The following is a 24,664-nucleotide window of genomic DNA, read 5'->3' as shown; positions in this document are numbered from 1 at the left end:
GGCAAGAGTCAGCGGAGAAACGGGAGCCAAGTCCGTGCGGGAACCACTCAGCCGCGACCGCGCACTGGCGGCGGCGGTAGCGCTGGCGGACGCGGAGGGGCTCCCGGCGCTGACCATGCGCCGCCTCGCCGCCGACCTCGGCGTCGAGGCCATGTCGCTCTACCACCACCTGCCCGGCAAGCAGGGGCTGCTCGACGGCCTCGCCGAGACCGTCGTCGACGAGATCGGCGTCGCGGTCGCCGCCGCCGAGTCGACCGGGACGGACCCGGACTGGCGTGCCCGGCTGAGGCGGCGGTTCCTCGCGGCGCGGCAGGTCATGCTGCGTCACCCCTGGGCGCCCGGGCTCCTGGCCTCCCGCCCGACCATCCCGTTCGGGGTGTACGGCTACTACGACGCGATCGTGGCCACCCTGGTCGGCGCCGGGTTCTCACACCGGATCGCGCACCGGGCGCTGCACGCGTTCGGCAGCCTGGCCCTCGGCTTCGCCCAGGAGGTCTTCAGCCCCGCGTCGGCGGGCGGCAACATGGACGTCGACGCCGTCGAGGCGCAGCTGCCGGCGATGGCCGAGGCGCTGCCGCACCTGACGGCGATGATGGCCGCCGAGGCGCACGCCGCCGCCGACCCGACGCTCGGCTGGTGCGACAGTCAGGTCGAGTTCGAGTTCACCGTCGACCTGCTCCTCGACGGCATCGGGCGGGCCCGCGACTGAGGGTCACCGGCCGTCCGCGCCGACCAGGACCGTGACCACGGCCCGCGCGATCTCGGCGGCCTGCGCCCGCGGTCCGAGGTGCACGGTGTACGGGTTGGTCGTGGCCAGCGGCGGCTTCTCGCCGGGCGCGTGCGCGGTCACCACGCGCAGGTTCGCCCGGCCCGGCAGCGGATACTCCCGGGCGACGTGGTGCGTGGTGAGGACGGCGGTCGCCGCGAACCCCACGCTCTCGGCCGTGAGCAGGGCCGTCCGCAGCTGCGGCGGGTCGAGCATGCGGCTGGTCCAGAGCGCCATCAGGTCGCTGTGCCGGCGCAACGGCACGACCCGGGACGGGCGGTCGAGCGTGACGACGGCCGCCTCGCGTTGCCGCCCGAGCAGCCCTCCCGCCAGCCCGTGCGCGACGAGCCGCAGCGTGCTCTCCACCGGCCCGAAGGTCGGCGGGGAGGTGTCCAGCACGAGCACCATCGGCTCGAGGCGCAGCTCCGGCTCGCCGTCGTGCAGCCGGTACAGCAGGTTGCCCCGCGCCTCCAGCAGGTTCCGCAGCTCGGCCGGGAGCGCCAGCTGGGTGCGCAGCAGGCTGCGCGGCGTGCCGCGGCGCCGCAGACCCACCGTGCCGGCGCTGGCGCGCGCGGAGGCGGCGTGCGACTCGATCTGGGTCTTGACCTGGCGGGGAATCTCGGTGATCGCGGTACGGACGCGCGGGTCGAGCAGCGGCAGGCAGGCCGCCTCGTGCCGCACCCGCAGCGGCAGCAGCGGGTCCGCCGCGACGGCGTCGGGCCCCAGCAGCGCCAGCAGGGCGAGGACCTGCTCGGTCACCTCCTCGACGCCGGCCATGAGGGCACCCATCGGCGGCGCGACCTCCGCCGCGGCGTTCGGGGTCTTCTTCATGGCGGCGAGCAGGGCCCGCCGCAGTTCCGGGACCTGGGCCGGCGGCGCGGCGAACCCGGCGTCGAAGGTCGCGTTCTCCAGCAGGAGGGCGGCGAGGCCGACCCGCGCTGGCGGCGGCCACCGCAGGGACCGCAGGCGGTCCGTGCCCGGGTGTTCGGCGAGCGCGGCGAGCCGATCCGCGGGTTCCCGCCCTCCGGTGAGGACGACCAGGTCGGCCAGGAGAGACAGCGGCGCGTGGATGCCCGCGTTCGCCAGCCAGGGCAGGCCGTCGACCGCGGCCCGGACGGCCGCGAACGGTCGGCGGTCCCGGTGGCGGAACCCGACCGGCCCGCCGAGCGCGACGTCGAGCGTCGACACCACGTAGTCCTGCCCGTGCGGGTAGACGATCCAGATCCGGCCGTCGTCGTCGGCGAGCATCCCGACCGTCTCCGTCGAGACCCAGTTTCCGCTGCCGGCGCCGGGCAGCAGCAACAGCTGTTCGCCGGTGACCGCGTCCCAGATGCCGAGCCGCAGGCCCTCGGCGGACCTCGCGGTCGCCGCGATGAGCGCGCCACCGTCGGGGAGGGCGACGGCCGACAGCGATTCGACGCCGCGCGGGCTGGAGTCGGCGTCGCCACTCGTGTCGATCTCGTGCAGGCTGATCCCGGATTCGACGTCGACCACCAGGATCTGGCCGCGTTCCGTGCCGGCCACGACGATCGCCGTCCCGTCCGACAGGTCGCAGCTCGCCACGGTCCGGACGGAACCCGAGCCGACGATTCTGGTGCGGCAGTCGCCGGTCGCGATGTCGCACAGCGCCAGGGATCCGTCGCCGCCGCCGATCGACAGGATCGTCGTGCCGTCGCCCAGCGTCGTGAAGGCGAGGGAGTAGCCGACCTCCGGCTGCTCGGTGACCTGCGTCGGATACCCCTCCTGGGCGGGCAGCCAGGTGAGGCCGACGCTCTGCTGGACATTCGGGCGAACGCGGAGGCTCGACCGGACACCGGAGACGGCGATGATCGATCGGCCGTCCGGGATGGTCGTCGCGGCGGTCGCGATCGCCGACGACGTCTCGATCCGCTCGACGCAGGTGCCGTCCTCCGGATCCCAGATCCGTACGGTTCCGCCCTGCTCCGCGGCGATGACCCGCTCGGTGCCGCCGTCCAGCGACGCGGACGACAGGTGCCAGGCGATGTTGGCGCCGCTCTCCTCGAGGGTGTGCACGGCCTCCCCGCGGGCGATGTCCCAGATCCGGATGGCCTTCCCCTCGGCGACGGCGACCAGCGGCGGCGCGCCCGCCCTCCGCAGCAGGCGGACCGGGCCCCTCGGCCCCGCGTGACTCAGCCTCGCCTGCTCGGCGCCGAGGGTGAGTCCGCGCGGCCCGTCGGCGAGCGCCCGTTCGCCGGTCAGCGTCCAGACGGAGACGTCACCCTCGCTCGTGCCCGCGGCCATGAACAGCCGGCCGTCGGGCGCGGTGAAGAGCAACATCGACCACGGCGGGTTGTCCAGCGTGAGTAGTTGCCGTACCCGCTGGCCGCGCACCGGATCCCAGATGTGCACGCACCGGTCCCGCGAGTTGGTGAGCAGCAGCAGCATCGAGCCGTCCGGCTGGAGCAGGAACGCCGACGCCTCGACCACGAGGGCCTCGTGGCTGGTCGAGTAGAGCTGCGCACCGGTGCCGGCGTCCCACGCGATGAGCCGGCTGCCCTGGCCGTCGCAGAAGACGATCGTGGTGCCGTCCGGCAGGGTGCCGAAACGCACCGTGTGGATCTCGTCCGAATATCCCTCGAGCACGTGCAGGCACTCACCGGTCCGCAGGTCCCAGACCCGCACGCTCGCGTCGTTGCTGCCGGTGGCCAGCAGCGCCGTGCCGTCGGGGAGCACGATCGTCGCGAGGCAGTACACCTTCTGGCTGTGTCCGTGCATCGTTCGCCGGGTCTCGCCGCTCAGCGGGTCGCGGACCCGCGCGGCGTCCCGGTCCCCGGTGACGAGCAGCAGTTCGCCGTCCAGCTCGACGAAGGCCGCCGCGTCGGACGAGCCGCCGGTGTCCTCCATGACGAGCAGGCACCGGGCGTCGGTCGGATCCCAGACCCGCACCGTTCCGTCCTCGCTGCCGGTGGCGAGCAGAACGCCCCCGTCGCGCAGGGCGTGCAGCGCCACGCCCCGAACGGTGTCGGTGTGCTCCGTGATGGTCTGCAGCAACGCCCCGGTGATCGGATCGAACACCTTCACCGTGCCGTCGTGCGAACCGGTCGCGAGCAGAAAGCCGCCGTCGTCGATCCGCGCGCACGCGAGTCCCCGCACACCCTGGCGATCCTCGCCGCTGCGGGGGGTCCCGCCCGAACCGTCGCCCTTGCCCTGCAGCACGCTGAGCAGCCGCGGATCGAGCTCCTCCGCCGCGGCGATCTCCGCACCCGCCTGCCGGGCCGGTGCGGGGCGGCCGACGGTCGCGGCGTGCCCGGCCGCCCACGCGGCCAGCTCACGGTCCAGGTCGCCGCCCGCGGCCGGGGTGCTCACAGCGATCCGGCGATCACGACCGGCGGCAGGTCCCGGCTCCGATAGCGCAGGACGCGCCGCTCCCGGACGGTGGCGCGCACGCCGACGACGGCCTGCGGCACCACCCCGGCCGCGCCGCGCACGACGAGCACCAGCCGGTGGACGCCCGCGATCGGGTTCCGGGCAGTGTCCGTCAGCCGCCAGCTCGGGTCCGCCCGCAGGAGTCCCCGCGCCTCGACGGCCAGCCGCGCGCTGGTCCTGGTGCCGGCGCGCTCCACCGAGCCGAGCGACAGCCCGACCGGCTCGAGGGTGAGTTCCGGTCCGAAGCGGAAGTTCGTCGTGACGCTCTCCTCCTCGGTGATCCGCTGCGGCAGCATCGACCAGGCCACCGGCTCCGGCACGGCGCCGCCGGCCGCCGACAGCAGCAGGCTCAGCGTCGCCGACTCGAACTTCGGGTCGCCGCGCTCGGTGATCAGCGAGAGCGCGACGTGGGTGAGGTGGTACGTGTGCCGCCCGGCCTCAGCGGCCATAAAGGTCCGCAGGTCGCCCTCGACGTCCTCGGGCCGCACCGGCACCGCGAGCGGGCCGCCGATCCGGACCCGCTCGCCCAGGTCCGCGCCGGCGGGCTCCTCGCCGGTGCCGCCGCGCACCACGAGGTCGTCGTCGAGCCCCATCGGCACCGATCGCCATTCCAGTTCCGGGTGATCCATCTAGTTCCTCAGCAATCGATGAGCGGTCGGGTTCCAGGTGTCACATGCCCTGTTCGGCGGCGCGCTCGTAGAGCGTGCCGGCGCGGTACGGGTCGCCGCGGCGCCGGTGCAGCTCGGCGGCCGCGACCAGGTCGCCGGCCGCCTCGGCCGCGATCGCCTGGCGCAGGAGTTCGTCCTGGCTGTCGTGCGCGGCATCGCCGGCCGGGCGCCGCCAGGGAACGGTCGGCATCCGCCGGACCAGCGGCCGCGGGTCCAGGGCCGCCAGGGCCAGCGCGGTGTCGGCGGGCAGCTGGGTCTCCATCGGCGGGCCCGACACGGCCCAGAGCGACCAGACCGGGCGCCGCTCGCCGATCCGGAACCGCAGCCCGCGGTCGCCGAGCAGCACGATCGCGTGCTCCGGATCCGTGGTGAAGAGCCGCCGGCGCGCCGCCGGCGGCAGCTCCGGGCTGAGCCGGCGGCCCCGTCCGATGTAGAGCAGGCCCGGGCCGATGCAGGTCAGCGGCTGGCCGATGGGGAAGGTCTCCAGCAGGCCGCCCGGCGCCAGCACGAGGTGCCAGGTGTCCCCATGGACGATCTCCGCGAGGTCGGCGAGCGGGTGGCCCTCCAGCAGCGCGGCAAGCCCGCCCAGCTCGGCGTCGGTCAGCAGCATCGCGTCGCTGCGCCGGTTGGCGGCCCGGTCGGCCACCACGCGCACGACCGGCGGGACGAGCGTCTCGCCCGCGGCGGCCGGCGGCCCCACGTCGCGGAGCCGGTATCCGGGCCCGGCCATCACCAGGTCCGCGGCGTCCTGCGGGCCGGCCAGCTCGGTGAGGCGCCAGCACCCGAACGCGGCGTCCGCCAGCACCCAGCTCCCACCCTCCTCGACCAGCGCCGCGAGATGCGCATCCGGCATCGGCGAGGCCCGGCGGTGCTGCAGCAGGACGTTGCGGTCCGGGCCACCCTGCCGGGCGACCAAAGTCAACGGAAGCCGGCCGAACGCGTCCAGCAGCGTCGGCGAGATCACCCCGTCCGGCGCGGAGAGATCGACGCGGGCGACGGGATGCCCGTCGGCGGGCGCGCCGGCATCCCCGAAGAGCGGCGCGAGGCGCACCGGCTGGAAGCTCACGGCCAGGCCGATGTCGAGGGCCCGCCGCATGGCGCCGGTCGCCACCCGGGCCGGCAGCAGGAGCGTCGCCGTCGTCCTCGGCACGCCGCGGATCGGGCGCAGGCCCGCCTCCCGCAGGAGCTCCAGGATCGCAAGCTCGGCCAGCGAGTCCGGCTCGACCGCGTCGCGGCCGACGGCCGTGGGCAGCCGACCGAACCCGCGGTCGCGGGTGAAACGCCCGTCGACGAGGGCATACAGGACGCCGCCGGCGGCGTGCACCGCCGACCGCCCGTGGTCGAGCTCGACGGACATGGTGAGCCACCACTCGCCGTCCCGGGAGTGCGCGCGCACGCAGTCGCCGCCGTAGACGCCGATGAGGTGGCCGGCGCACGCGAGCGCGGCGCCGGCGTCGGGAAATCCGGCGGCGAGCTCGACCCGGGACGCGAACGGCGCCGCCGCGATCCGGTGCGCCGCGGCGAACGGCTCCACCGGGGCGACCGGGGCCGGCGCACCGGGCTGCGGGTCGTCGACCCGTTCGATGTCGAGCGCGGCGCGGCGCTCGGGCACCACCGGCCGGGTCCGGCGCCGGCCCGTCACGCCGGACGCTCCGTGGCGCGGGCCGGCGCGGCGACGGTGTCCGGCGGCAGCACGACCGGTACGCCGAACTCGGCGGCGGACCAGGTGATCCAGCGCTGGCGGGCGCCCGAGCGGCGCCCGCGCACCGCCGCGGCGTGCACCAGCGCCGCCTGGTCGAGCCGGCGCAGCCGGACGGCGATGATCGTCGACCAGTCCGGAATCCGGATGTCGTTGACCGGGTGAGCGCCGGCCAGGGCCTCCTGGACGTCGCCGAGCAGGCGCAGCGCGGCCGGCTCGCGGATCCGCTCCTCGAGGTCGCAGCGGGCCTCGGCCAGGCGGTGCACGAGCGAGGCCGCGGACCAGACCGGGCCGGATCCGGTGTCGGTCGGCTCCGGCGTGCCGGCACGGGCGAGGCAGGCGCGGGCTGCGGCCACGTCGCCGGCGGTGTGCACCAGGAGCCAGGCGGCCTGGCTCGGGTCGCCGGCCTGCTCGTACATCGGGGCGGCCGCGTGCACGTCGCCCGCCCGGACGTACAGCTCGGCGGCCAGCCGAAAGCGTCCGGCCTGGCCGTAACAGCGGGCGGCGTCGCCGAGCGCACCGTCCTGCTGGTAGCAGTCGCCGGCCTTCTCCCAGAGGGTCACCGCGAGCCACCCTCCCGCAGCGGCGGCTGCCGGGTGGTGTCGGCCTTCTCGGCGGCGGGCGGCTCCGGCGTCGCGGCCTTCTCGGCGTCGGCCGGCAGCTCCTCGACGATCCGGGCGTGCGGGTCGATGAGCCGGGCGAGGCCGCGCGCCGCCTGCTCGTGCCGGGCGTCGTGATCGGCCGACCGCGGCCCCTCGGGCACGTCGTCGACCTGGAAGACCTCGACCTCGCCGGTCTCCACCCGGTACCGGAAAGTGATCCGTACGCGCATGGTCCCTCCCCTCAGGCCTCAGACGCGCAGTTCGAATTGGATGTTCAGCACGCCGTCGGTCTCGCTCAGCGTCAGCCCCTCGGCGTTGTTCGCCCGCGCGTACGCCACCAGGGTGTCCCGCAGGGCCTGCGCGAGCGCCTGGTAGAAGGTGGTCCGGGCGAGGATCCCGGCCGCGGCCAGGCGGCGCGCCGCCTCCGCGCGAAGTCGTTCGGACCGCTGTTGCATCCGCTCCTCCAGCAGGGCCCGCGCCCGTTCCCCGGCCTCGGCGCTGAGCGCCCGGTCGTGTTCCCGCTCGGCGGCGGCGGCCTCGGCGTCCAGGCGTTCCCGGCGCCCGCCGTCGAGCAGCCGCTGGGCGTCGGCCTGCGCCGCGCGCGCCGCGTCGTCCTCGGTGATGTCGCCCCATCCGTCGTCGTAGTAGGTGCCCTGCCCGGTGACCGTGAGCGTCTCGGAGATCCGCCCGCCCGCGGTCGCCACCGCCTCCGCCTCGGCCTCCACCTCGGCCGACAGCCGGACCACGATCTCCAGCTCCTGGTCCTCGACGTGGTAGGTGACGTGGCCGTCCGGCAGGGCGTACCGGAAGGCGTCGCCGTCGCGCTCCCAGCCGTCGGTCCGCTCGAGCACGCCGACCAGGGCCTCCAGCGTCGGCGCGCCGATGCTGTCGTCGAGTGGCTCGCGGACCGTCGCCTCACCCACCGCGGTGGCGGTGACCAGCGACAGCCGGCGGATCTCGTGTTCCCAGGCCTCGTCGAGCTGCCGGGTGGCGGTGACCTCGACCCGCCGTGGATTGCACATCGGCTTTCCTCCTGTCTCGGGCGGTCGTTCAGCCGGTTAGGGACCGTTCCAAGCGGTCGAGTGCCTCCGCCTGCAGCTGGCCGAGCGTCTCCAGCAGGTCGTCGCGCTCCGGGTGGAAGTCGCGCACGTCGGCCAGCCACCGGCCCAGCCGCCGCTGGATCTCCCGGACCTCCTCGGCCGACTCCACCTGCGGCAGATCCAGTCCGGTCTTGCGGATCAGGTTCTCCAGCTCGCCGAGGTCCAGCGCCGCGCCGTCGCGGGCCGGCTCGGGCACGTCGTGCGCCTTGATCACCTGGCGGATCGTCAGCTTGTCGCCCGGATCCGCCCAGAGGTGTGCGAGCACCGAGAGATCCTGCGGCTCGGCGCGCCCCCGGGCGTCCAGCAGCGCCATGGCGGCGATCGCCTTCTGCGCCTTGACCGCGCGGCGGTCGGAGAAGCTCACGTCCTCGTCGCGGAAGGCGCGAAGGATCGAGATCAGCGTGTGGTGCACCGGCGCGAGGTCGATGCCGCCCACCGCCCGCTGCAGCTCCGACAGGTCGCCGAGCGGGAAGTCGGCGAGGTCCGGAGCCGGCCCGGCCGGCTCCAGCGCGGCCTGTTCGCGGCTCCAGCCGAGCCGCAGCACGTCGCCGACGGCCTCGTCGGAGACGTAGTGGACGGAGTAGCGGAACAGGAACCGGTCGCAGAACGCCCGCAGCATCGGGTCGTCCGGTATGTCGTTCGAGGCGCCGAGCAGCGTGATGAGGTCGGCCTGCTCGCGCTGCGCCCCGTTCTGGAAGGTGCGTTCGTTGATCAGCGTGAGCAGCGTGTTGAGGATGGCGCTGCTGCCGTTGAACACCTCGTCGAGGAAGGCGATCTGCGCCTGCGGCAGCATGCCCTCGGTCTTCAGCTTCAGGTGCCCGGCGTGGAAGCTCGGCACGTCGATGGTGCCGAAGAGCTCGTCCGGCTCGGTGAACTTGGTCAGCAGATATCGGAAGTACCGGGCGCGCAGCATGAGGCTGAAGCGCTCCAGCACGCCGGTCTTCGCGCTGCCGGGCGGCCCGATCAGCAGGACGTGCTCGCGGCAGAGCGCGGCGAGCGCGATGACGTCGACCGCGGTGTCCCGCTCGACGAAGTCGTCCTTGATGCGTCGCAGCTGACGGCCGAAGTTCAGGGCGAGCCTGCGCACCGCCGGGTCGAGCTCGGTGATCACGGGTTGCTTCTCCAGTCGATGCTCGGGCTCAGGTGCTAAAGCACCACGTCGTCGTCGGTTCCGGTGGCGGGCGGGTCCGCCTCGGGGTGGTCGGAGGCTCCCTGTTCCCGGTTCAGGTCCCGCTGATGCCTGCCTTGGCGCAGCCGGCCGACCACCGTGCCGAGCCGGTCCGGCCCGACGTCGCCGTCGGGGCTGGTCAACAGCTGGTCGACCCGCGCGTCCCGGAAGATCGACCTGATCTCGTCGCCGTTCATGTCCTTGGTGACCACGGCCAGCCGGTCGAGCACGACGCCGGGCACGGTCACCTCGAAGTGGCGGGCGTGCACCGCGGCGATCTCGCGGCGGGCGTCGCGGTCGGGCAGTCCGATGGCGACGGCCCGGAACCGGCTCGGGCGCAGCAGCGCCTCGTCGATGATGTCGAGCCGGTTGGTGGTGCCGATGATGAGCACCTGTACCTCGGGGCGGAAGCCGTCCATCTCGGTGAGCAGCTGCGCGACGATCGCGTTGCCGGCGCGGGATCCGCCGTCCTCGCGCCCGGAGCGGCGGGAGGCGATCGAGTCGATCTCGTCGAAGACGATGATGGCGGGCGCGTTGCGCCGGGCCTCGGCGAAGATCTCGCGCACCTTCCGCTCGCTCTCGCCGACGTACATGTCGGTCACCTCGGGACCGGACACGACCAGGATGGTGGCGTTCATGGCGGTGGCGACGGCCTTGGCGAACAGCGTCTTTCCGGTGCCCGGCGGCCCGTAGAAGATGAAACCCTTGGGCAGCAGCTCCGAACGGAACTTCTTCGGTATCCGCTCCGGCTCGTTGAGCAGCGCCAGCGCCCGGAGCAGCTCCTTGCGGACCTCGGCGTAGCCGCCGATGTCGTCGAGCGTGACGTGGGGTACCTCGAACGAGCTGGCGGTGGTCCTGGCCTTGAACTTGCGCAGCTCGTCGAGCAGGTCCTGGAAGACGCCCCGCGGGTGCACGTGCCCGGCGTAGATCATCGCGTGCCGGAGCCGGACCGCGTTGAGGCCGGCGATGTGCTTGTAGAACTGCACGGGCTGGAAGCCCTCGAACCGCTCCGCCTCCTCGCGGGTGACCAGCGCCGTCCCGATCGGGATCGCCTCACCGGTCTCGGCGAGGACCTCCCTCGGCAGGATGTCGATGTCGACCCGCACCGCGAAGCGGTTGGCCAGGACCTCCGGTATGACCAGGGACGGGTCGACGAAGGCGAGCAGCACCACCTTGCTGCGCTCGTACAGGACGTCGATGAGCTCGCGGGCCTCGGCGCCGAGGGCCGCGTCGCTGCCGCCGGCGAGCAGGTCGAGGTGCGCGACGACGAGGACGTCGCGCTTGCCGCAGTGCCGCACCGCCACCTGCAGCTCGGTGAGGATCTGCTGCCGGCGCCCGGCGCCGCCGCCGGGCAGCACGCCGGACGGCTTCCCGCCGGCCGACTCGGCCGGGATCACCTTGACGTGGTGCCCCGAGCGCCCGGCCATCTCCAGGGCGAGGTGCTCGACCAGCAGCTTCTCGCACCGGACCAGGACCGACAGGTCGGCGGCGAGATATTCCGCGGTCTGCCTGATCTGCTCGTCGTAGGCGATCCGGACCGTGGTGGCCTCGTCGATGACCTCCGGATGCCCGGCGGCCGGCCGCGCGCCCTCCATCGGCCGTTGCTCGACGGGCGGGCCGGGGTCGGCGGGCGGGCCGGCGTCCGCGGCCGTGCCGCCGACGACCATGCCCGGCGGCCGGTAGAGCGGCTCGTCCGGGCCCGGGTCGGCGAGCTCGACGCTGAGGCTGACGACGGGCGTGCCGGCCAGCCCGTCGAGCGGCTGCAGCGCGAGCGCGGGCCCCTCGCGCAGCAGGTCGCCGAGCGTGGTCCGGCCGTCGTGTTCGGCCTCCGCGATGCGATCCGCGAACGCCTGGCGGTCGCCGAGCGGCACCACCCGTACGGTGGCTCGCCGTGCCATCAGACGCCTCCGCTCTGCAGGCTGGCGCGGTGCCGGTTGACCAGCTCCAGCACCGGCCCGTAGCCGGCGTGGTCCAGCAGGATCCGGCCCTTGATCGAGGCGCCGGGCGCCGGGAGGACGGCGGCGCCCCGCGCGGCGCGGTAGGCCAGGCCGGACTCGCGCTGCTCCTGCTCGTCGAGGATGGCCAGCGGCAGCCAGTAGCGCAGCGTCGCGACGGTACGGGGGCTCGGCAGCCCGGTGAGACCGCGGCGGGCCTCCTCGATGCGGGCGTCCCAGGCCGGGCCGTGCCACAGCCGCGCGGCGACGTAGACGTCGAGCATGTCCGCCACCCGCTCCTGGCGCAGCCGGTCGAGCACCGTCCAGCGCCACTCCAGCACGAGCGGATCGGCCGACGGCGCGGCGCACGCCGCGACCAGGACCGCGACGCCCCGGGGCCGGGCGAGGAGCCGGCTCAGCACGCCGCCCGCGGTCGCGCGGTCGGCGTCCGGCGGCCGGTGCAGCACCGTCGTCAGCGGCGACGCCGCCAGCAGCGCCTCGACGAACTCCGCCGGCGCGCCACCGGCGAGCGGCTCCGCGGACACCGCCGGGCCGACGACGGCGTGGCGCGCCACTCCCTCGGCCCAGCCGGCGTCGCGCCGGGTGAGCCGCAGGCGGGGAACCAGGCTCAGCAGCTTCGCGCTCTGGTCGCGCTGCCGCCGGCCGCCGATGGCCGCGGCCAGCAGGACCGCGGCCGGCCCGGGCGCGCCCGGGTCGCCGAGCGGCGGCCGGCCCGCCCCGATCCGGGCGGCGGTGGTCGCCGTCGCCCAGCGCAGCAGCTCGGCGGTGGCCGCGTCGGGCCGGACCAGGCCGCCGAGGCGGCTCAGCCGCCCCGCCGGCGGCTGCCCCTCGGGCCGCATCGACCAGCGCAGCACCTCGCGGGCCGTCGTCAGGGCTTCCACGGCGCCCCGATCCGGTGCCGGGCGAGCCGCATCGCCTCGCCGTCCCAGCGGTAGGCCCGCAGCACCCGCTTGCCGGTCTCGTCGATGTTGAGCAGCGCCGCCAGATGCCACGGCCTGCGGAAGGTGGTGGTGTGCAGGTCGACGTCGATCGACGAGAGCCCGACGCCGTCGGTGGCCGGGAACAGGTGCGTGTGGTACCAGCCGACCAGCCGGTACGCCCCGCTGGCCGCGCCGATCGTCTGGTTGATCCGCAGGAAGCTCTCGCCGGTGAAGGTGAAGTTGAGCAGCGAGGCGCCGGTGCGCTCCGCGGGCTGAGCCGCCGTCACATGCACCAGGTGGCCGCCACGCGCCCGGTCGCGCAGCAACCGGCCGAGCAGGAAGCCGCCCTCCTCGACCTCGCCGGACAACGGCATGTCCTGCAGCAGCAGCTCCTGCACCGGCCGGGCGACCACGACGGTCATGACGTCGTCGGAGGTCGCCGGCTCCGCGACGCCCAGCTCGGCCACGTCGGCGAGCGGCGGCTCGGGGTCGGGCATCTCCTCCATGTGCAGGACCCGCGGCCCGGCCTGGCGCACGGCGACGTCGACCGCGCCGACCTGCCGCGGCGCCGGACGCTCCAGTGTGATCGCCTCCAGGCCCGGCCCGGACACCCCGAAGCCCCACTGGCGCTCGTCCGGCACCTGCTCGGAGAGGATCCGCTGCAGCGGCCGTCCGATGATCTCCCGCACCGCGTGCGGATGCCGGTAGATCACCCGGCCGCCCCGGGTGATCTGCACGGTGACGTAGCCGTGGCTCGACCGCAGGTTCAGCAGGCTCGGCTCGCCGTACAGCTCGCGCACGTCGCTGATCGGGTGGAAGTTGAGGGTGAACAAAGTGTCCCGCAGCGACTCGCCGAGCACGCGTTCGAAGATGGGTATGAGCAGCGCCAGCAGGTCGATCCGGCCGGCCCGCACATAGTCGTCACTGCGATAGAGGTCGATTCCCAGGCTCATCCGCGGCTCAGCCGATGCGTCGCAGATGAGTACGGAACACCGTCGGCACCTCGCGCTGCACGGGCACGACCGGCGAACCGCCGATGGCCCTGATCTCCTCCTGGTGGAACACCGCCCACTTGGCCGCCTCGGGGTCGTAGAAGTTGACCTTGGGCACCGTGTCGTCGTCCGGCGGCAGGTCGAGGCCGAAGACGTCGTAGTTGCGGTACGCGGCGATGTCGGCGATGACCCGGCACAGATCGCCGAGGTCCTTGGCCGGGTACCAGGACTCGGCGACCTGCCCGAGGCAGACCAGGCCCCGCGGCGCGCCGGGCTCCTTGGTCAGGTCGCAGTCGTAGGTCGGGAAGACGTTCGGATGGAAGTAGGGAGTGAGCCAGTAGACCTTGGGCGCGGTCGCCGGGAAGCCCGCGACCAGCAGGATGCGCACCCGGTGCCGGTCGATCCGGGTGGGCGGGCCCTCGGGCCGCTCGGGCGGGCCGAAGCTGGGCTGCGTGAAGCTGAGGTCGAACCGGGTGGGCAGCAGGTCGGAGTTGGCCCGCACCTCGATCTGCCGGCTCCGGGCGTAGCCGACGATCTGGCGCCGAGCCCGGCCCAGCGCCTCCTCCCGGTCGGCGGGCGCGACGTGCCCGGCCCGGCCCTCGAAGGCGATCCGGACCTGCGCGCCGTCGGCGAGGCCGGCCTCGTCGAGGTTCTGCTCCGGGTTGGCCCGCTCCTGCTCGCCGCCGGCGAGCACCCGATTGATCACGGTCGGCCGGGCCGTCACCTGTGGATCCTTGCCGGCGTACTGCGTGGCGACGACCTCGCTGGCGATCGTCTCCAGCCGCACCGCGGCGGGTGTGTCGCGCAGCCGGAACCGGCTGCCGTCCGGACCTTCGACGATGAGGGTGTGCACGAGGTAGCTCGCGCCGTTCGGCGACGCGACGGTCCACGGCAGCCGGGTCCGGCCCATCTGCGCGCTCACCGTCGCCTGGTCGGTCGAGGCGACCGTGTACGCCGCGACCAGGTCGGTCGTCACCCACTCCTGCGGGTCGAGGTCGAGCGCCCGCAGCTGCTCGAACGCCGCCTGCCGCTCCTCCTCCGAGGAGGCCCGGATGAAGACCACACAGGACGGGTTCGCGACGCCCGGTGCGGCCGCGGCCGGCACGTCGGCGACATAACGGCGGTAGAGGTCGAACAGTCCGGTGTTGCCGCGATATTGGCGCACCGCCCGGGTGAGCAGCCGCCGGTAGCCCTCCGGCACCAGCCCGGCGTCGAGGAGGGTGAAGATCTCGTCCCACCAGTCCAGCGCCGCCACCGAGTCGCTCCAGCCGGGCAGGGAGCCGATCGGGAATCCGATCGCCTGCAGCAGCCGGCGCGCGTCGCCCCGGCCGTGGAACACCGTGCCGAACAGCTCGAGAAGGTCGGCGCGGTCCTCCGGCGTGAGGACGATGTCGGCGGTGGGCCGCTCGGGCTCGGGCGCCGACTCGCTCACGCGGCTATCCGTAGCCACCGATACCCTCCAGATGACGACCGGACCGGAATGATCTCTTCGGGCGCGACGCCCAATTCGGAGAGCGTCGCGTCGGGTGGCGCTTCTCGAAGCCGTTGGGTCAGGTCGAGGTGGACGATTTCCCGACAGTTTGGACAACCGACCAGACTGCCGCCGCGAATGCTAGCCGGTACGGACTCGTGGCCACAGTGGTAGCAGATACCCGGAACGGGAAACATCGACCAGACGAGGGGTTCACTGTCCTCCGGAAGTGTTGCCAGCAATTCCCGTACGGTGGCGGATCCGCCCAATTTCAATTGATCAACAAAATCGGGCCGCCGATGGAATCCGCACCCGTCGTCGCGGCGGACCGTGATCGGCGCGGTCCGGCCGCTCAGCGCCTCGATCTGCAGGAAGCGCCAGCCGACCGGCCGGCCGAGGAGCAGCTGGGTGGCCGCCGTGGTCATCCAGCCGGCGACGAGCGCGGTGCTGATGATCGAGGCCGGCTGCGGCGCGCCGGCCGGATCACAGCTCAGCGGCGCGTCCGCCTCGGCGCGCTGGCCCGGGGTCAGCGAGCAGCAGTAGCACGCCTCGTCCGGCGAGAGCCGGACCCGCACCTCGCCGCCCCACGGGTGGGTGCCGCCGTCGATGAGCGGGGCGCCGGCCCGCGCGCAGCGGCCGAGCAGGCTGAGCCGCGCGTGGCGCGAGTCGAGGCAGCCCAGCACGGCGTCGGCGTCGGCGAGCTCGCCGACGCCGACGGCATTGATCAGGTCGCCCACCCGCGCCGACACCACGGTCGACGGCGCGAGCCGGGCGAGAGCGCGCGCGGCCACCACCGCCTTCGGCTCGCCGACGTCGTCCGGCGCGAACAGAACGGACCGGCTCAGGTTCGACGTCGCGACCGTGTCCCGGTCGCAGACGATCAGCCGTCCGGCGCCGAGCAGCGCGAGGTTCTTGGCGACCTCGTTGCCGAGCGCACCCATCCCGGCCAGCACAAACGTGGCGGCGGAGAGCCGGGACTGATCCCAGTCGGGTATCAGCGACTGCCGCGCGTACCGGCCCTCGCCCGAGCTCACTGGCCGCCCGCCAGGCGGCGCAGGGTCACCGGGCAGACCGCCACCATGCCGCTGGGCCGCCACGTCTCCCAGCAGACGAGTCCGAGCCCCGGGTCGCGGTGCACCGCATAGTGGCACTCCGGCTGCACGGGGCTGCACGGGCAGATCACGACGAGTTCGCCGGGGCGGAAGCTGTGCGCGCAGCCGAGGCACTCCTTGCGCGCCAGCCCGCCGATCGGCGGGGCGACCAGTTGCGGGTCCGTGTCGGCGGGCACCACCGGCACGCCGCCGGCGACGCGCCAGTTCGCGTCGATGCCGTCCAGGAAGCGCGCCAGCTCCGCCAGATCGGCCTCGCCGAGGCGCCGCTCGGCGGTGCCGGTGCCGGCCTCGCGGTGGCAGCCCAGCTCCTCCTCCAGGTGCCACACCTGGCCGCTCCCGGTGTCGAAGCGCACCCGGTCGCCGCGCCGAAACGTGTGCCCGCACGTCGTGCACCGGTGCGGATGCCACCACGACGTCGCCTGCACGACGCGTTCCACGATGGTGACGCCCGGGGTGTCCCGTTGCGGATCCATGGCGGCCGCCATGGCCGCATCGAATTCGTCGACGTCATCCATGGATCGTCATTATCGGCGCATCGACAGGACCGCGCAGCGGCCGAACTACTCATTCATCTTGGCACTATTGCGACTTGTGATCATGTGACTATTGTGAAATGCGATCGGCGAACGGCCCCGCGGAACCGCGATCGCATCGACTGGCTACTGTGGCTCGAATGAGCGGTGACCGTCCGCGCGCCGACGTGGCGCTGAGCCCCGACGACCGCGCCGAGCTGCGCGGGCTGATCGCGGACGCGTTTCCCGTCGCGAGCTCCGCGGCCCGGCTGCTGCGCGACATCGGCTTCCCCACCCGCGCCGTACCCGGCTGGCCGGCCTCCACCACGGCCGAGGACTGGTGGGACCTGATCCTGATCCAGCTCGACGCCGGCATCCTCGCCGAGGGATACGCCAAACTGCTGCGGCGCCTCATGCGCCTGCTGCCGGGCAACACGGGCGTCTTCGATCTCTGGAATCGCGTCGCGGCGGCCCCGCCGACGTCCGGCCCGCCGCGCAGCGTGCTCCTGCTCAGCGCGAGCCCGCTCGCGGCCGGCGCACCGCTCGGCCGGCTGCAGCCCGAAGTGGAGTACCGCGCGATCCTCGACGTGGCCGGCTCGCGCCTGGACGTGGACTACCGGCCGTTCGCCACCTTCGCCGACATGCGCCGGGTCCTCGAGGCCGGGCACGACGTGCTGCACCTGGCCTGCCACGGCAACGGGGACCTGCTCACGTTCCACGGGCCCGGCCTGGCGCCACAGGCCATCCACGCCGCGGACCTGGCCGAGGTGCTACTCGCCTACCAGAGCCGCCCGGGCCGGGCGCGGCTGCACGGCATCGTCCTCAACGCCTGCTACAGCCTGGCGGCGGCGGAGACGCTGCGAAAATGCGCCACGACCGTCGTGGCGCACCGCGACGACCTTCCCGACGAGGCCGCGCCGACGGTGGCGGCGGCCCTGTACCGGGCGCTGCTGATCCGCGGGTCGATGGCCGAGGCCGGCTACCTCGCCAAGGCCGAGCTGCCGCTGCTGGACACCGAGCACGGGCGTGCCGTCGCCGACGGCCTCGAGATCCTCACCGCCTGACGGCGGCCCCGCGGCGATCTCCATTTCCGGCGATCGCATTGATCCATTTTCGGATGCCATTCACCCGAGTTTCCGCGCGGATATCCAGCCCGTCCCACCATTCAAGATTGATGATGTCATTTTGGGTGGATTACCCAAGTCGCGCCCGTTATTTTCGAGATCCATCAGCGGACTGAATCGACGTCTCTTGAAGCGGTTAATAGGAACGTCTTTTTGTCGAACGCCGTCCAGAAACCTTTCATCCAAGTTGATCTATATGCTCGGAAGAATCGAACGTCACTCGGGGAAAGGGAAAACCGGAATGAGATCAATCGTCAGATCGGTGACCGTCGCCGGAGTCGGCCTAGCGCTGATACTGGCCGGCGGCGTCGCGGCACAGGCGCAGCCGTCCGCGGCGGCGTCCGGCAACGTCAGCACGGTCGCCCGGACGGCCGGCGGCAAGGCGGTGAACACCCCGGCGGCGATCGCCGAGGTGGAGGCCTACTGGACGCCCGAGCGCATGGCGGCCGCGGTGGACCTGGACCTGAAGGTCACCGACTCCGACCCGGCCGGCGCGCCGGCGCCGCAGGGCAAGCCCGGCAGCATCGCACCCGCGCCGCCCGCGCGCGGCCTGGCCGCGCTGAACCAGTCCGTCACCGTCGGCAAGGTGTACGTCTCGGTTCCCGGCGGCACGGGTCAGTGCTCGGCAAGCGCCCTGAACAGCGGAAAGCGCCGCCTGGTCATCACCGCGGGCCACTGCGTGCACGCCGGCGCGGGCGGCGGCTGGTACTCGAACTTCATCTTCGTGCCGGGCTTCCGGCAGGGTGTGTCGCCGGTCGGCAACTTCGTCGCCGGCAACCTCACCGCCCGCACCGCGTGGATCAACAACAGCAGCGGCGACGAGGACATCGCCATCGCGATCATGAACAACGGCGGCATCTACGGCGCCAAGGTGGTCGACACCGTCGGCGGCATGGGCCTGCGCTGGAACTGGGGCTACTCCGTCGCCGTGACCATCCTCGGTTACCCGGCCGCGGGCGGCTTCCCCGGCGATCTCCAGTACTTCTGCCAGGGCACCACCTGGAACGGTCACGGGCAGCAGGTGCGGGCCTGGTGCAACATGACGCAGGGCTCCAGCGGCGGACCCTGGCTACAGGAATACAACGATCAGAACGGCCTCGGATACACGAACAGCGTGGTCAGTCATCGACACGGTGACGCCAGTCAGATGGACGGCCCGTATTTCGACAATGACGTCAAGAGCCTCTTCGATTTCGCCGAGGGCCTGTCCCCCGCCTGATCCGAAATATGCGAATGACGGAGGCCCCGGCATGATTGCCGGGGCCTCCCCCGGCGCCAATTACAAGATCGAGGGAACGGTGGGCGGATGAATGTCGTCTCAGCCGGCATGACGATCAGATGGTGGCACTTCCTGACGGCCATGACGGCGATGTCGATCGCGGGATGCGGCCAGGGCGGCGCGGCGGCGCCGCCGCCCGGCGCCGCGGACATCTGGGGGCGGACGTTCGTCTCCGCGCCGGCCGCGGCGGACCAGGGTTCCCGGCAGCTCGTCGAGGGCACCAGCGTGCGGCTGGGTTTCAAGCCGGACACCGTGACCGCCGAGGCCGGATGCAACCACCTCAGCGGCCGGGCCGCGGTCGACGGCGACCGGCTGGTGGTCACCGACGTCGGCGGCACGATGATGGCCTGCTCGGCGGAGCTGATGGAGCAGGACACCTGGCTGACGGACTTCCTGCAGCAGCGGCCCACCTGGCAGCTCGACGGCGACACCCTGGTGCTCAGCGCCGGAACGACCCGGCTGCGGCTGATCGACATCCGGTCCGCCGTGCCCGACCGGCCGCTGACCGGCCCGCGCTGGTCGGTGCAGTCCCTGATCGACGGCGAGGCGGCCGCCTCGGTCCCGGCCGGCGCCGACGCACACCTGACCTTCCGGGACGGACGGGTGACCGGCTCGACGGGCTGCACCGACGTCGACGGCGCGGCGTCCATCGGCGACGGCGCGATCATCTTCTCCCGCCCGGCCGGCCGGAAACAGGACTGCCCGCCCGAGCTGGAGGCGTTCGACCGCGCCGTCCTCGGCCTGCTCAAAGGCAAGGTGGCCTACCGCATCACCGGCGACCGGCTGACCTTGACCCGCGCCGACGGCGACGGCCTGGACCTGCGAGCCGAGCCCTGACCGGGGACGCGGCCGGGCCGGTCAGTGCGCGGATGCCGGCTCGTCGGCGATGCCCAGCAGCCGCCGAAACTCGGCGAACTCGGCGAACGGGAAGCGGTGGTCGTCGTTGCGGTTGGAGTAGCACGAGTACTCTCCGCCGAAGGTCCAGCCGGCCTCGGCGTCCCAGCGCCAGGCGTAATCGTCCTCGGAGACCGGCATCAGCAGGCTCTCCACTATCCGCTCCGCGGCGTCGCCGTGGAACAGGCCGAGCCGGTCCAGCTCGCCGGCGATGATCCGCCGCCGCGCCGCCAGCAGGTCCTGCTCGTCGGAGCCGTGGCCGACCCAGGGCGCCAGCAGCAGCATGGCCAGTTCCGGCGAGACCCGCTGCCGGTCCGGCTCGGCGCGCATCCGGCGTACCACCGCCTCCAGCTCATCCCAGCGCAGGCAGAACGGGTGCGCCCGGGCCTGGTCCCAATGGCCGAGCTCGAGCCGGCCGCCGGCGACGTCGTCCGAGTCCGCAGGATCGCAGAGGTACAGCGTGAACAGGTTGACCTGGAAGGCCAGGTTCAGGCGCAGGAACCAGTTCGAGCCGACCGGCAAGTCCAGGTTGGTCCCGCCCAGCTCCTCAGCGAGCCGCTTGCCCGCCGCGTCGACGTCGAATCCGTCGGTCTCGTCGAGCACGTAGCACCGCCAGAACTCCGGCGTATGGAGTGCGGTTTGCAGCACGCTGGGCCCTCCTCTGTAGGCGATGCCGGGCGAGGGGGACGCTAATACGGCGTCGCAACAACGACAGGCTTCCCGCGCCACTAGTCGTGCGACTATGGTCGTACGCATGGATGGTGAGTCTCCGCGCCTTGTCGGCGCTCACGAGATCCGGGACCTGCTCGGCGTCAGCCGGCAGCGGGCTTATCACATAGCCGGGCGATCCGACTTCCCGACGCCCGTCGCCACCCTGGCGCAGGGCAAGGTCTGGGCGGTCGACGAGGTCGAGGAGTGGATCGCCGCCCACCGCTACGACACGGCGCCGGATCGAGCACCCGGGCGCAGCGACACCTGAGCACGCCGGCTCAGGTGATCGAGGGTACGGACGAGAACGCTCGGGTCCATGCCGACAAACATGCGCATCGCCGTGGGTACGCTCATCGCCGCCGCGCTCTGCGTCCTGGTGACGGTCGTGTTGTGGGTCCTGCCGTTCGTGCTGTCGAACGGCCGCGACCCCAACGAGACCGGATGGGTCGTCCTGGTCCTTTACTCGATCTTCCCGGCCGGCCTGGCCGTCATCCTGTTCCTCGTGTCCGCCGTCTACTTCATCATCGCGATCGCCGGCCGGCGTCCATGATGGGCCCGCGCCGCACCGGGCGGCGCGGGCACCCGATTCAGAACAGCCGGCCGAGACGGAGGAAGACCGTCTCCCCGGTGGCGTCGTCGACGGCGTCGTTGTCGGTCACCGCGTACGCCTGACCGTTGCCCGCGACCGCGAGGCCCTCGACCTTGTCCTGCACCCAGCCCCGGTCCGCGCTCAGGGCCGGCAGCAGGTCCCGGACCAGCCGCTTGTCGACCACCGGGACGCCGGCCCAGGTCCTCGGCACGTCGAAGCGGTAGATCCGCTTGATCGCCGCGGCGGGTCCGCGCTGGTTGTCACGCTCGACGACGGCGAACGTGTCCCGGTCGACCGCGACCAGCTCAGACAGCCCGGTCCAGCCGGTCTTCGCCGCGTCCAGCGGGTAGGCCAGCCAGCTCCAGCCTCCGTCGCGGTAGCGCCCGATGCGCACGGTCTCCTCGCCCTTGAGCGGCCGCTGGACCGCGACCCACACGTCGGAGCCGGCGACCGCGACACCCTCGAGGCCGTTGGCGGTCACCGCGGCCGCCACGTCGGCCGGCAGCGGGACCTCCTGCTGTACGGCGCCGCGCGCGTCCGTGCGTACCAGCAGGTTGGGCTTGCCGGCGGAACCCTCGACGGCCAGCCAGTAGCCGCCGGACGCGAGGGCGGCGACGCCCTCGGCGTCGTAGCCGACCGGGGTGCCGTTCCTGGTCACGGTGAGCTCGGCGGTGATGGCCGCGGGCCGCGCGGCCGTGTCGATGGTGAGCAGCCGGGTCGGGCTGTATGCGCTGTCGGTGACCGCGACCAGCCGGTCGGCGCGGCCCGGCACGGCCGACAGCCCGGACAGCGTGCCCCAGGCGATGTCGTCGCGGGAGACCAGCGACGGGAAGGCGCCGGCGGCACCGCCGAGGCCGTAGATCTGGACGGTGCCCCGGATGCCCTCCTCCGGGAGCTCCTCCTCGCTGGAGACGACGATCAGGTTCCGCGACGGTACGGCGACGACGCCCTCCGGCCCGTTCGTGGTGGGCAGGAGCTGCCGGAACCGCGGCGCCCACGGACGGGAGACGTCGTAGACGGCGGTGAAGTTGCCGCGCTCGGCGTTCACGAAGACGTAGGGCACGCCGCCGAAGCGGCCGAACGCCACGTTCTCCGGCTCGATGCCCTTGGCGTCGGAGCGCTTGTCCGGGTAGAGCCCGTGCGCGATGGCGAGGTGCTCGAGCGAGTTGCCGGCGTCCCAGACGACCCGGCCGCGGCGGTCGAAGATCGTCCAGCCGCGCGAGCCGCCCTCGTAGTCGCCCTCGTTGGCGGTGGCGAACAGGTCGTCGGTGAGCCAGGCGACGCCGTCGGGCTCGCGCTTGGCGGTGATCGTGCCGGTCGGCGAGATCCGGTCGTCGTCCTGCGTGTCCACGCCCGGCACGGTGACCGTGCCGGCGCCGAAGTGCCGGATCACCCTGCGCTGCGCGAGGGAGACGATCGCGAGGTGGTTGTTCTCCTGCAGGCTGACGACCGCCTCGTCGCGGGAGTTGACGCTGACGTACTCGGGCTCCGGGTCGCCGGGCGCGACCTCGGCCAGGCCGGTCAGGTCGACCCGGCCGACCGTCCAGGTGCGGGTGTCGACCACGGCGAGATGCCCGGCCGGGGCCTGCGGGATCGCGCCGTCGTTGACGTCCTCGTCGCGCTCGTTCTCGATCGCGACGGCGATGTAGCGGCCGCTGGGCGCGACGGCGACGGAGTCCGGCTGGCCGCCGAGGTCGAGGCTCCGGCGGATCGCGCGGGTGCGTGCGTCGATCACGACAAGCTTCCCGGACGGGCCGGTGAAGCTCGCGCTGGTGTTCACCGCGGCGAGCAGCAGGCCGCCGAGGTGCGCGACCGAGGTGGGCTCGCCGCCCATCGCCAGGGTGCCGGCCGGCCTCGGCCGGGCCGGGTCGCCGATGTCGACGAAGCCGAGGCGGCCGCCCGGGCTGTCGGTGTAGACGACGGTGCGCCCGTCGTCGGTGACGGTCGAGATCTCCGCGGCGGCGGTGTCGCCGACGCTCGAGTTCAGGTATGCCGGGACGGTCGCGAGGCGCCGCCAGGACTGCGGCGCCGGTTGCCCGTGCGGGTGCGCAGCCGCGGTCGTGGGCGGGGGAAGGAGCGCGGCGAGTGCCGCGATGCCGACCAGGGAGACGGCCTTTCTGGTACGGCCGAGGGGTGTCGTGGAACGCATGGTGCCTGCCTACGGGCCGACAACGACGCCGAGGTGGCCAGGCGGAAAACGTCTGATGTCTCAGGCTTGCCGATCATGGGTGGCACCGCTGTGAGCCATCATGGCTTGCATGCGTGCCATCCGTGTGCCACAGTGGCACACATGGACCTGACCACGTACGTGAACAACCTTGGGCGCGAGTTCGCCACCCTCGCCGAGGCCGGCGGGGACGACGCCCGTGCGCTGGTCGAGCGCCTGACCGGGTCGCTCGAGTCGGCGATCCGCATGACGTTGCTCGACGCGCTGTCCGCCGCCGCCGACGAGATCACCCGCGACCTGGCCCCCGGCTCGGTGGAGGTGCGCCTGCGCGGGCGCGACCCGAGCTTCGTGGTGACCACCGCACCCACCGGGCCGCTCGAGTTCGCGGCCGACCAGGCCGCCGTGCCGGCCGACGGCACGCCGGACAGCGAGCTGCTGATCGCCGAGGACGGCCCCGCCGCGCGGATCAACGTGCGCCTGCCCGAGCAGCTCAAGACCGCGATCGAGGAGGCCGCGGCCAAGGAGGGGCGCTCGGTCAACGCCTGGCTGAGCCGGGCGGCCGCCGCCGCCCTGCAGCGCACCGACCGCGACCAGCGTCCCGAGCCGCGCGGCAGCGGCAAGCGGAGCAAGCAGGGCTTCACCGGCTGGGTGCGCTGACCGCACACCGAAACACCAACTCAGACGAGGAACGACAATGCCAACTTTCGATACGCCCGAACCGATCTCCGTCACGCTCGACCTCGGCGTCGGCGACGTGCGAATCGTCGCGAGCGACCGGACCGACACCGTCGTCGAGGTCCGCCCGACCGACCAGTCCGACGAGTCCGACGTCGCGGCCGCCCAGCAGGTCCGCGTCGACTACGCCAACGGCACGCTGCGGGTGACCGGGCCGAAGGCGCGCGCCTTCGACTTCTCCCGCAAGACCCGGTCGGTCGACGTGTCCATCGAACTGCCCAGCGGCTCCGGGGTGTCCGCCGACCTGCAGGTCGGCGACCTGCACGGCGCCGGCCGGCTCGGTGAGTGCCGGTTCAAGACCTCCGCCGGCAACGCCCGGCTCGAGCTGACCGGGCCGCTGCGGCTGAACTCGGGCGCCGGCCACCTCACCGTCGACGGCGTCGCGGGCAACGCCGAGCTCTCCACCGGCACCGGAAAGGTGCGGGTCGGCGAGATCGAGGGCGCCGCGAGCGTCAAGAGCTCCAACGGCGACATCGCGATCGACGCGGTCGCCGGCGACGCGCGCCTGCGTACGGCCAACGGCGAGATCTCCGTCGACCGGGCCGGCGCGAACGTCGACGCGAAGACCTCCAACGGCGCCATCCGCCTCGGCCAGGTGGTCCGCGGCTCGATCGTCCTCGGCACCGCCGCGGGCGACCTCGACATCGGCATCGCCGCGGGCACCGCCGCCTGGCTGGAGCTGAACACCGGCTTCGGGCACATGCGCAACCTGCTGGAGAACGCCACCCGGCCCGACGGGGCCGCCGAGACCGTCGAGGTGCGCGGCCGCACCTCCTACGGCGACATCACCGTCCACCGCTCCTGAAAGAGGGA

Annotated in this window: 23 protein-coding genes; 8 read left to right on the top strand and 15 right to left on the bottom strand. The window is 73.2% G+C overall.

Annotated elements, in window-relative coordinates:
• The first annotated feature begins 34 nt into the window (after positions 1 to 34).
• Positions 35 to 709, top strand: coding sequence for a TetR/AcrR family transcriptional regulator C-terminal domain-containing protein (locus ACIBSW_RS13500; RefSeq protein WP_354719186.1), 675 nt, complete (start codon positions 35 to 37; stop codon positions 707 to 709).
• Between the two features lie 3 nt (positions 710 to 712).
• Here the strand turns inward: ACIBSW_RS13500 and ACIBSW_RS13495 are convergent, their stop codons facing one another.
• Genes ACIBSW_RS13495 through ACIBSW_RS13435 form a run of 13 tightly spaced genes read right to left on the bottom strand, consistent with a single transcriptional unit; the run spans position 713 to position 16,355 of the window.
• On the bottom strand, positions 713 to 4,093 hold the full coding sequence (locus ACIBSW_RS13495) for a WD40 repeat domain-containing protein (protein ID WP_354719184.1): 3,381 nt from the start codon (positions 4,091 to 4,093) through the stop codon (positions 713 to 715).
• A complete protein-coding gene (locus tag ACIBSW_RS13490; protein ID WP_354719182.1) occupies positions 4,090 to 4,782 on the bottom strand; it encodes a hypothetical protein in 693 nt (230 codons plus the stop codon). The genes ACIBSW_RS13495 and ACIBSW_RS13490 overlap by 4 nt, the downstream gene beginning before the upstream one ends.
• Positions 4,783 to 4,822: 40 nt before the next feature.
• The gene (locus ACIBSW_RS13485) at positions 4,823 to 6,463 is read right to left on the bottom strand and encodes a hypothetical protein (protein WP_354719180.1); all 1,641 of its coding nucleotides are present in this window, start codon (positions 6,461 to 6,463) and stop codon (positions 4,823 to 4,825) included.
• Complete coding sequence (locus ACIBSW_RS13480; RefSeq protein WP_354719178.1) at positions 6,460 to 7,083, bottom strand: hypothetical protein; 624 nt, start codon at positions 7,081 to 7,083, stop codon at positions 6,460 to 6,462. The genes ACIBSW_RS13485 and ACIBSW_RS13480 overlap by 4 nt, the downstream gene beginning before the upstream one ends.
• Positions 7,080 to 7,352 (bottom strand): hypothetical protein, encoded by a 273-nt coding sequence (locus ACIBSW_RS13475; RefSeq protein ID WP_354719177.1) that lies wholly within the window; start codon positions 7,350 to 7,352, stop codon positions 7,080 to 7,082. Before ACIBSW_RS13475 ends, ACIBSW_RS13480 begins: the two co-directional genes overlap by 4 nt.
• A gap of 18 nt (positions 7,353 to 7,370) precedes the next feature.
• Positions 7,371 to 8,144 (bottom strand): molecular chaperone DnaJ, encoded by a 774-nt coding sequence (locus ACIBSW_RS13470; protein ID WP_354719175.1) that lies wholly within the window; start codon positions 8,142 to 8,144, stop codon positions 7,371 to 7,373.
• A gap of 28 nt (positions 8,145 to 8,172) precedes the next feature.
• Positions 8,173 to 9,333 (bottom strand): AAA family ATPase, encoded by a 1,161-nt coding sequence (locus ACIBSW_RS13465; protein WP_354719173.1) that lies wholly within the window; start codon positions 9,331 to 9,333, stop codon positions 8,173 to 8,175.
• A 35-nt stretch (positions 9,334 to 9,368) separates the two neighbouring features.
• Positions 9,369 to 11,288 carry an ATP-binding protein gene (locus tag ACIBSW_RS13460; protein WP_354719171.1) on the bottom strand — a complete coding sequence of 640 codons (1,920 nt, stop codon included), beginning with the start codon at positions 11,286 to 11,288 and terminating at the stop codon, positions 9,369 to 9,371.
• Positions 11,288 to 12,226, bottom strand: a complete 939-nt coding sequence (locus tag ACIBSW_RS13455) for a hypothetical protein (protein ID WP_354719169.1) — start codon at positions 12,224 to 12,226, stop codon at positions 11,288 to 11,290. The genes ACIBSW_RS13460 and ACIBSW_RS13455 overlap by 1 nt, the downstream gene beginning before the upstream one ends.
• Entirely contained in the window at positions 12,214 to 13,218 is a 1,005-nt protein-coding gene (locus tag ACIBSW_RS13450; RefSeq protein WP_354719167.1) for a JAB N-terminal domain-containing protein, read from the bottom strand. Before ACIBSW_RS13450 ends, ACIBSW_RS13455 begins: the two co-directional genes overlap by 13 nt.
• Positions 13,219 to 13,225: 7 nt before the next feature.
• Complete coding sequence (locus ACIBSW_RS13445) at positions 13,226 to 14,689, bottom strand: effector-associated domain EAD1-containing protein (protein ID WP_354719166.1); 1,464 nt, start codon at positions 14,687 to 14,689, stop codon at positions 13,226 to 13,228.
• Complete coding sequence (locus ACIBSW_RS13440; protein WP_404799324.1) at positions 14,686 to 15,762, bottom strand: HesA/MoeB/ThiF family protein; 1,077 nt, start codon at positions 15,760 to 15,762, stop codon at positions 14,686 to 14,688. Before ACIBSW_RS13440 ends, ACIBSW_RS13445 begins: the two co-directional genes overlap by 4 nt.
• Complete coding sequence (locus ACIBSW_RS13435) at positions 15,759 to 16,355, bottom strand: hypothetical protein (RefSeq protein ID WP_354730658.1); 597 nt, start codon at positions 16,353 to 16,355, stop codon at positions 15,759 to 15,761. The genes ACIBSW_RS13440 and ACIBSW_RS13435 overlap by 4 nt, the downstream gene beginning before the upstream one ends.
• A gap of 158 nt (positions 16,356 to 16,513) precedes the next feature.
• Between ACIBSW_RS13435 and ACIBSW_RS13430 the strand changes: the two genes are divergently transcribed.
• The 3 genes from ACIBSW_RS13430 (at position 16,514) to ACIBSW_RS13420 (ending at position 19,592) form a co-directional block, all read left to right on the top strand.
• Positions 16,514 to 17,416: an effector-associated domain EAD1-containing protein gene (locus ACIBSW_RS13430; RefSeq protein ID WP_354730656.1), complete on the top strand. Its 903-nt coding sequence runs from the start codon at positions 16,514 to 16,516 to the stop codon at positions 17,414 to 17,416.
• A gap of 256 nt (positions 17,417 to 17,672) precedes the next feature.
• Entirely contained in the window at positions 17,673 to 18,695 is a 1,023-nt protein-coding gene (locus ACIBSW_RS13425) for a hypothetical protein (RefSeq protein ID WP_354730654.1), read from the top strand.
• An 87-nt stretch (positions 18,696 to 18,782) separates the two neighbouring features.
• Positions 18,783 to 19,592: an META domain-containing protein gene (locus tag ACIBSW_RS13420; RefSeq protein WP_354730652.1), complete on the top strand. Its 810-nt coding sequence runs from the start codon at positions 18,783 to 18,785 to the stop codon at positions 19,590 to 19,592.
• Positions 19,593 to 19,613: 21 nt separating this feature from the next.
• On the opposite strand, the gene ACIBSW_RS13415 is transcribed toward ACIBSW_RS13420, so the two are convergent.
• Positions 19,614 to 20,297, bottom strand: coding sequence for a hypothetical protein (locus ACIBSW_RS13415; RefSeq protein WP_354730650.1), 684 nt, complete (start codon positions 20,295 to 20,297; stop codon positions 19,614 to 19,616).
• A gap of 106 nt (positions 20,298 to 20,403) precedes the next feature.
• Between ACIBSW_RS13415 and ACIBSW_RS13410 the strand changes: the two genes are divergently transcribed.
• Both ACIBSW_RS13410 and ACIBSW_RS13405 read left to right on the top strand, forming a co-directional pair.
• Positions 20,404 to 20,628, top strand: a complete 225-nt coding sequence (locus ACIBSW_RS13410) for a DNA-binding protein (protein ID WP_354730648.1) — start codon at positions 20,404 to 20,406, stop codon at positions 20,626 to 20,628.
• Between the two features lie 48 nt (positions 20,629 to 20,676).
• Positions 20,677 to 20,910 carry a hypothetical protein gene (locus ACIBSW_RS13405; RefSeq protein ID WP_354730646.1) on the top strand — a complete coding sequence of 78 codons (234 nt, stop codon included), beginning with the start codon at positions 20,677 to 20,679 and terminating at the stop codon, positions 20,908 to 20,910.
• Positions 20,911 to 20,947: 37 nt separating this feature from the next.
• On the opposite strand, the gene ACIBSW_RS13400 is transcribed toward ACIBSW_RS13405, so the two are convergent.
• On the bottom strand, positions 20,948 to 23,098 hold the full coding sequence (locus ACIBSW_RS13400; RefSeq protein WP_354722588.1) for an esterase-like activity of phytase family protein: 2,151 nt from the start codon (positions 23,096 to 23,098) through the stop codon (positions 20,948 to 20,950).
• 141 nt (positions 23,099 to 23,239) lie between these two features.
• On the opposite strand from ACIBSW_RS13400, the gene ACIBSW_RS13395 reads away from it, so the two are divergent.
• Complete coding sequence (locus tag ACIBSW_RS13395; protein ID WP_354722587.1) at positions 23,240 to 23,773, top strand: toxin-antitoxin system HicB family antitoxin; 534 nt, start codon at positions 23,240 to 23,242, stop codon at positions 23,771 to 23,773.
• A gap of 37 nt (positions 23,774 to 23,810) precedes the next feature.
• Complete coding sequence (locus ACIBSW_RS13390) at positions 23,811 to 24,656, top strand: DUF4097 family beta strand repeat-containing protein (protein WP_354722586.1); 846 nt, start codon at positions 23,811 to 23,813, stop codon at positions 24,654 to 24,656.
• Positions 24,657 to 24,664: the final 8 nt, after the last annotated feature.

Source organism: Actinoplanes sp. NPDC049668 (assembly GCF_044465445.1).
GTDB lineage: Bacteria > Actinomycetota > Actinomycetes > Mycobacteriales > Micromonosporaceae > Actinoplanes.
The sequence above is the reverse complement of the archived record's forward strand: the minus strand, read 5'-3'. Positions and strand labels throughout refer to the sequence as shown.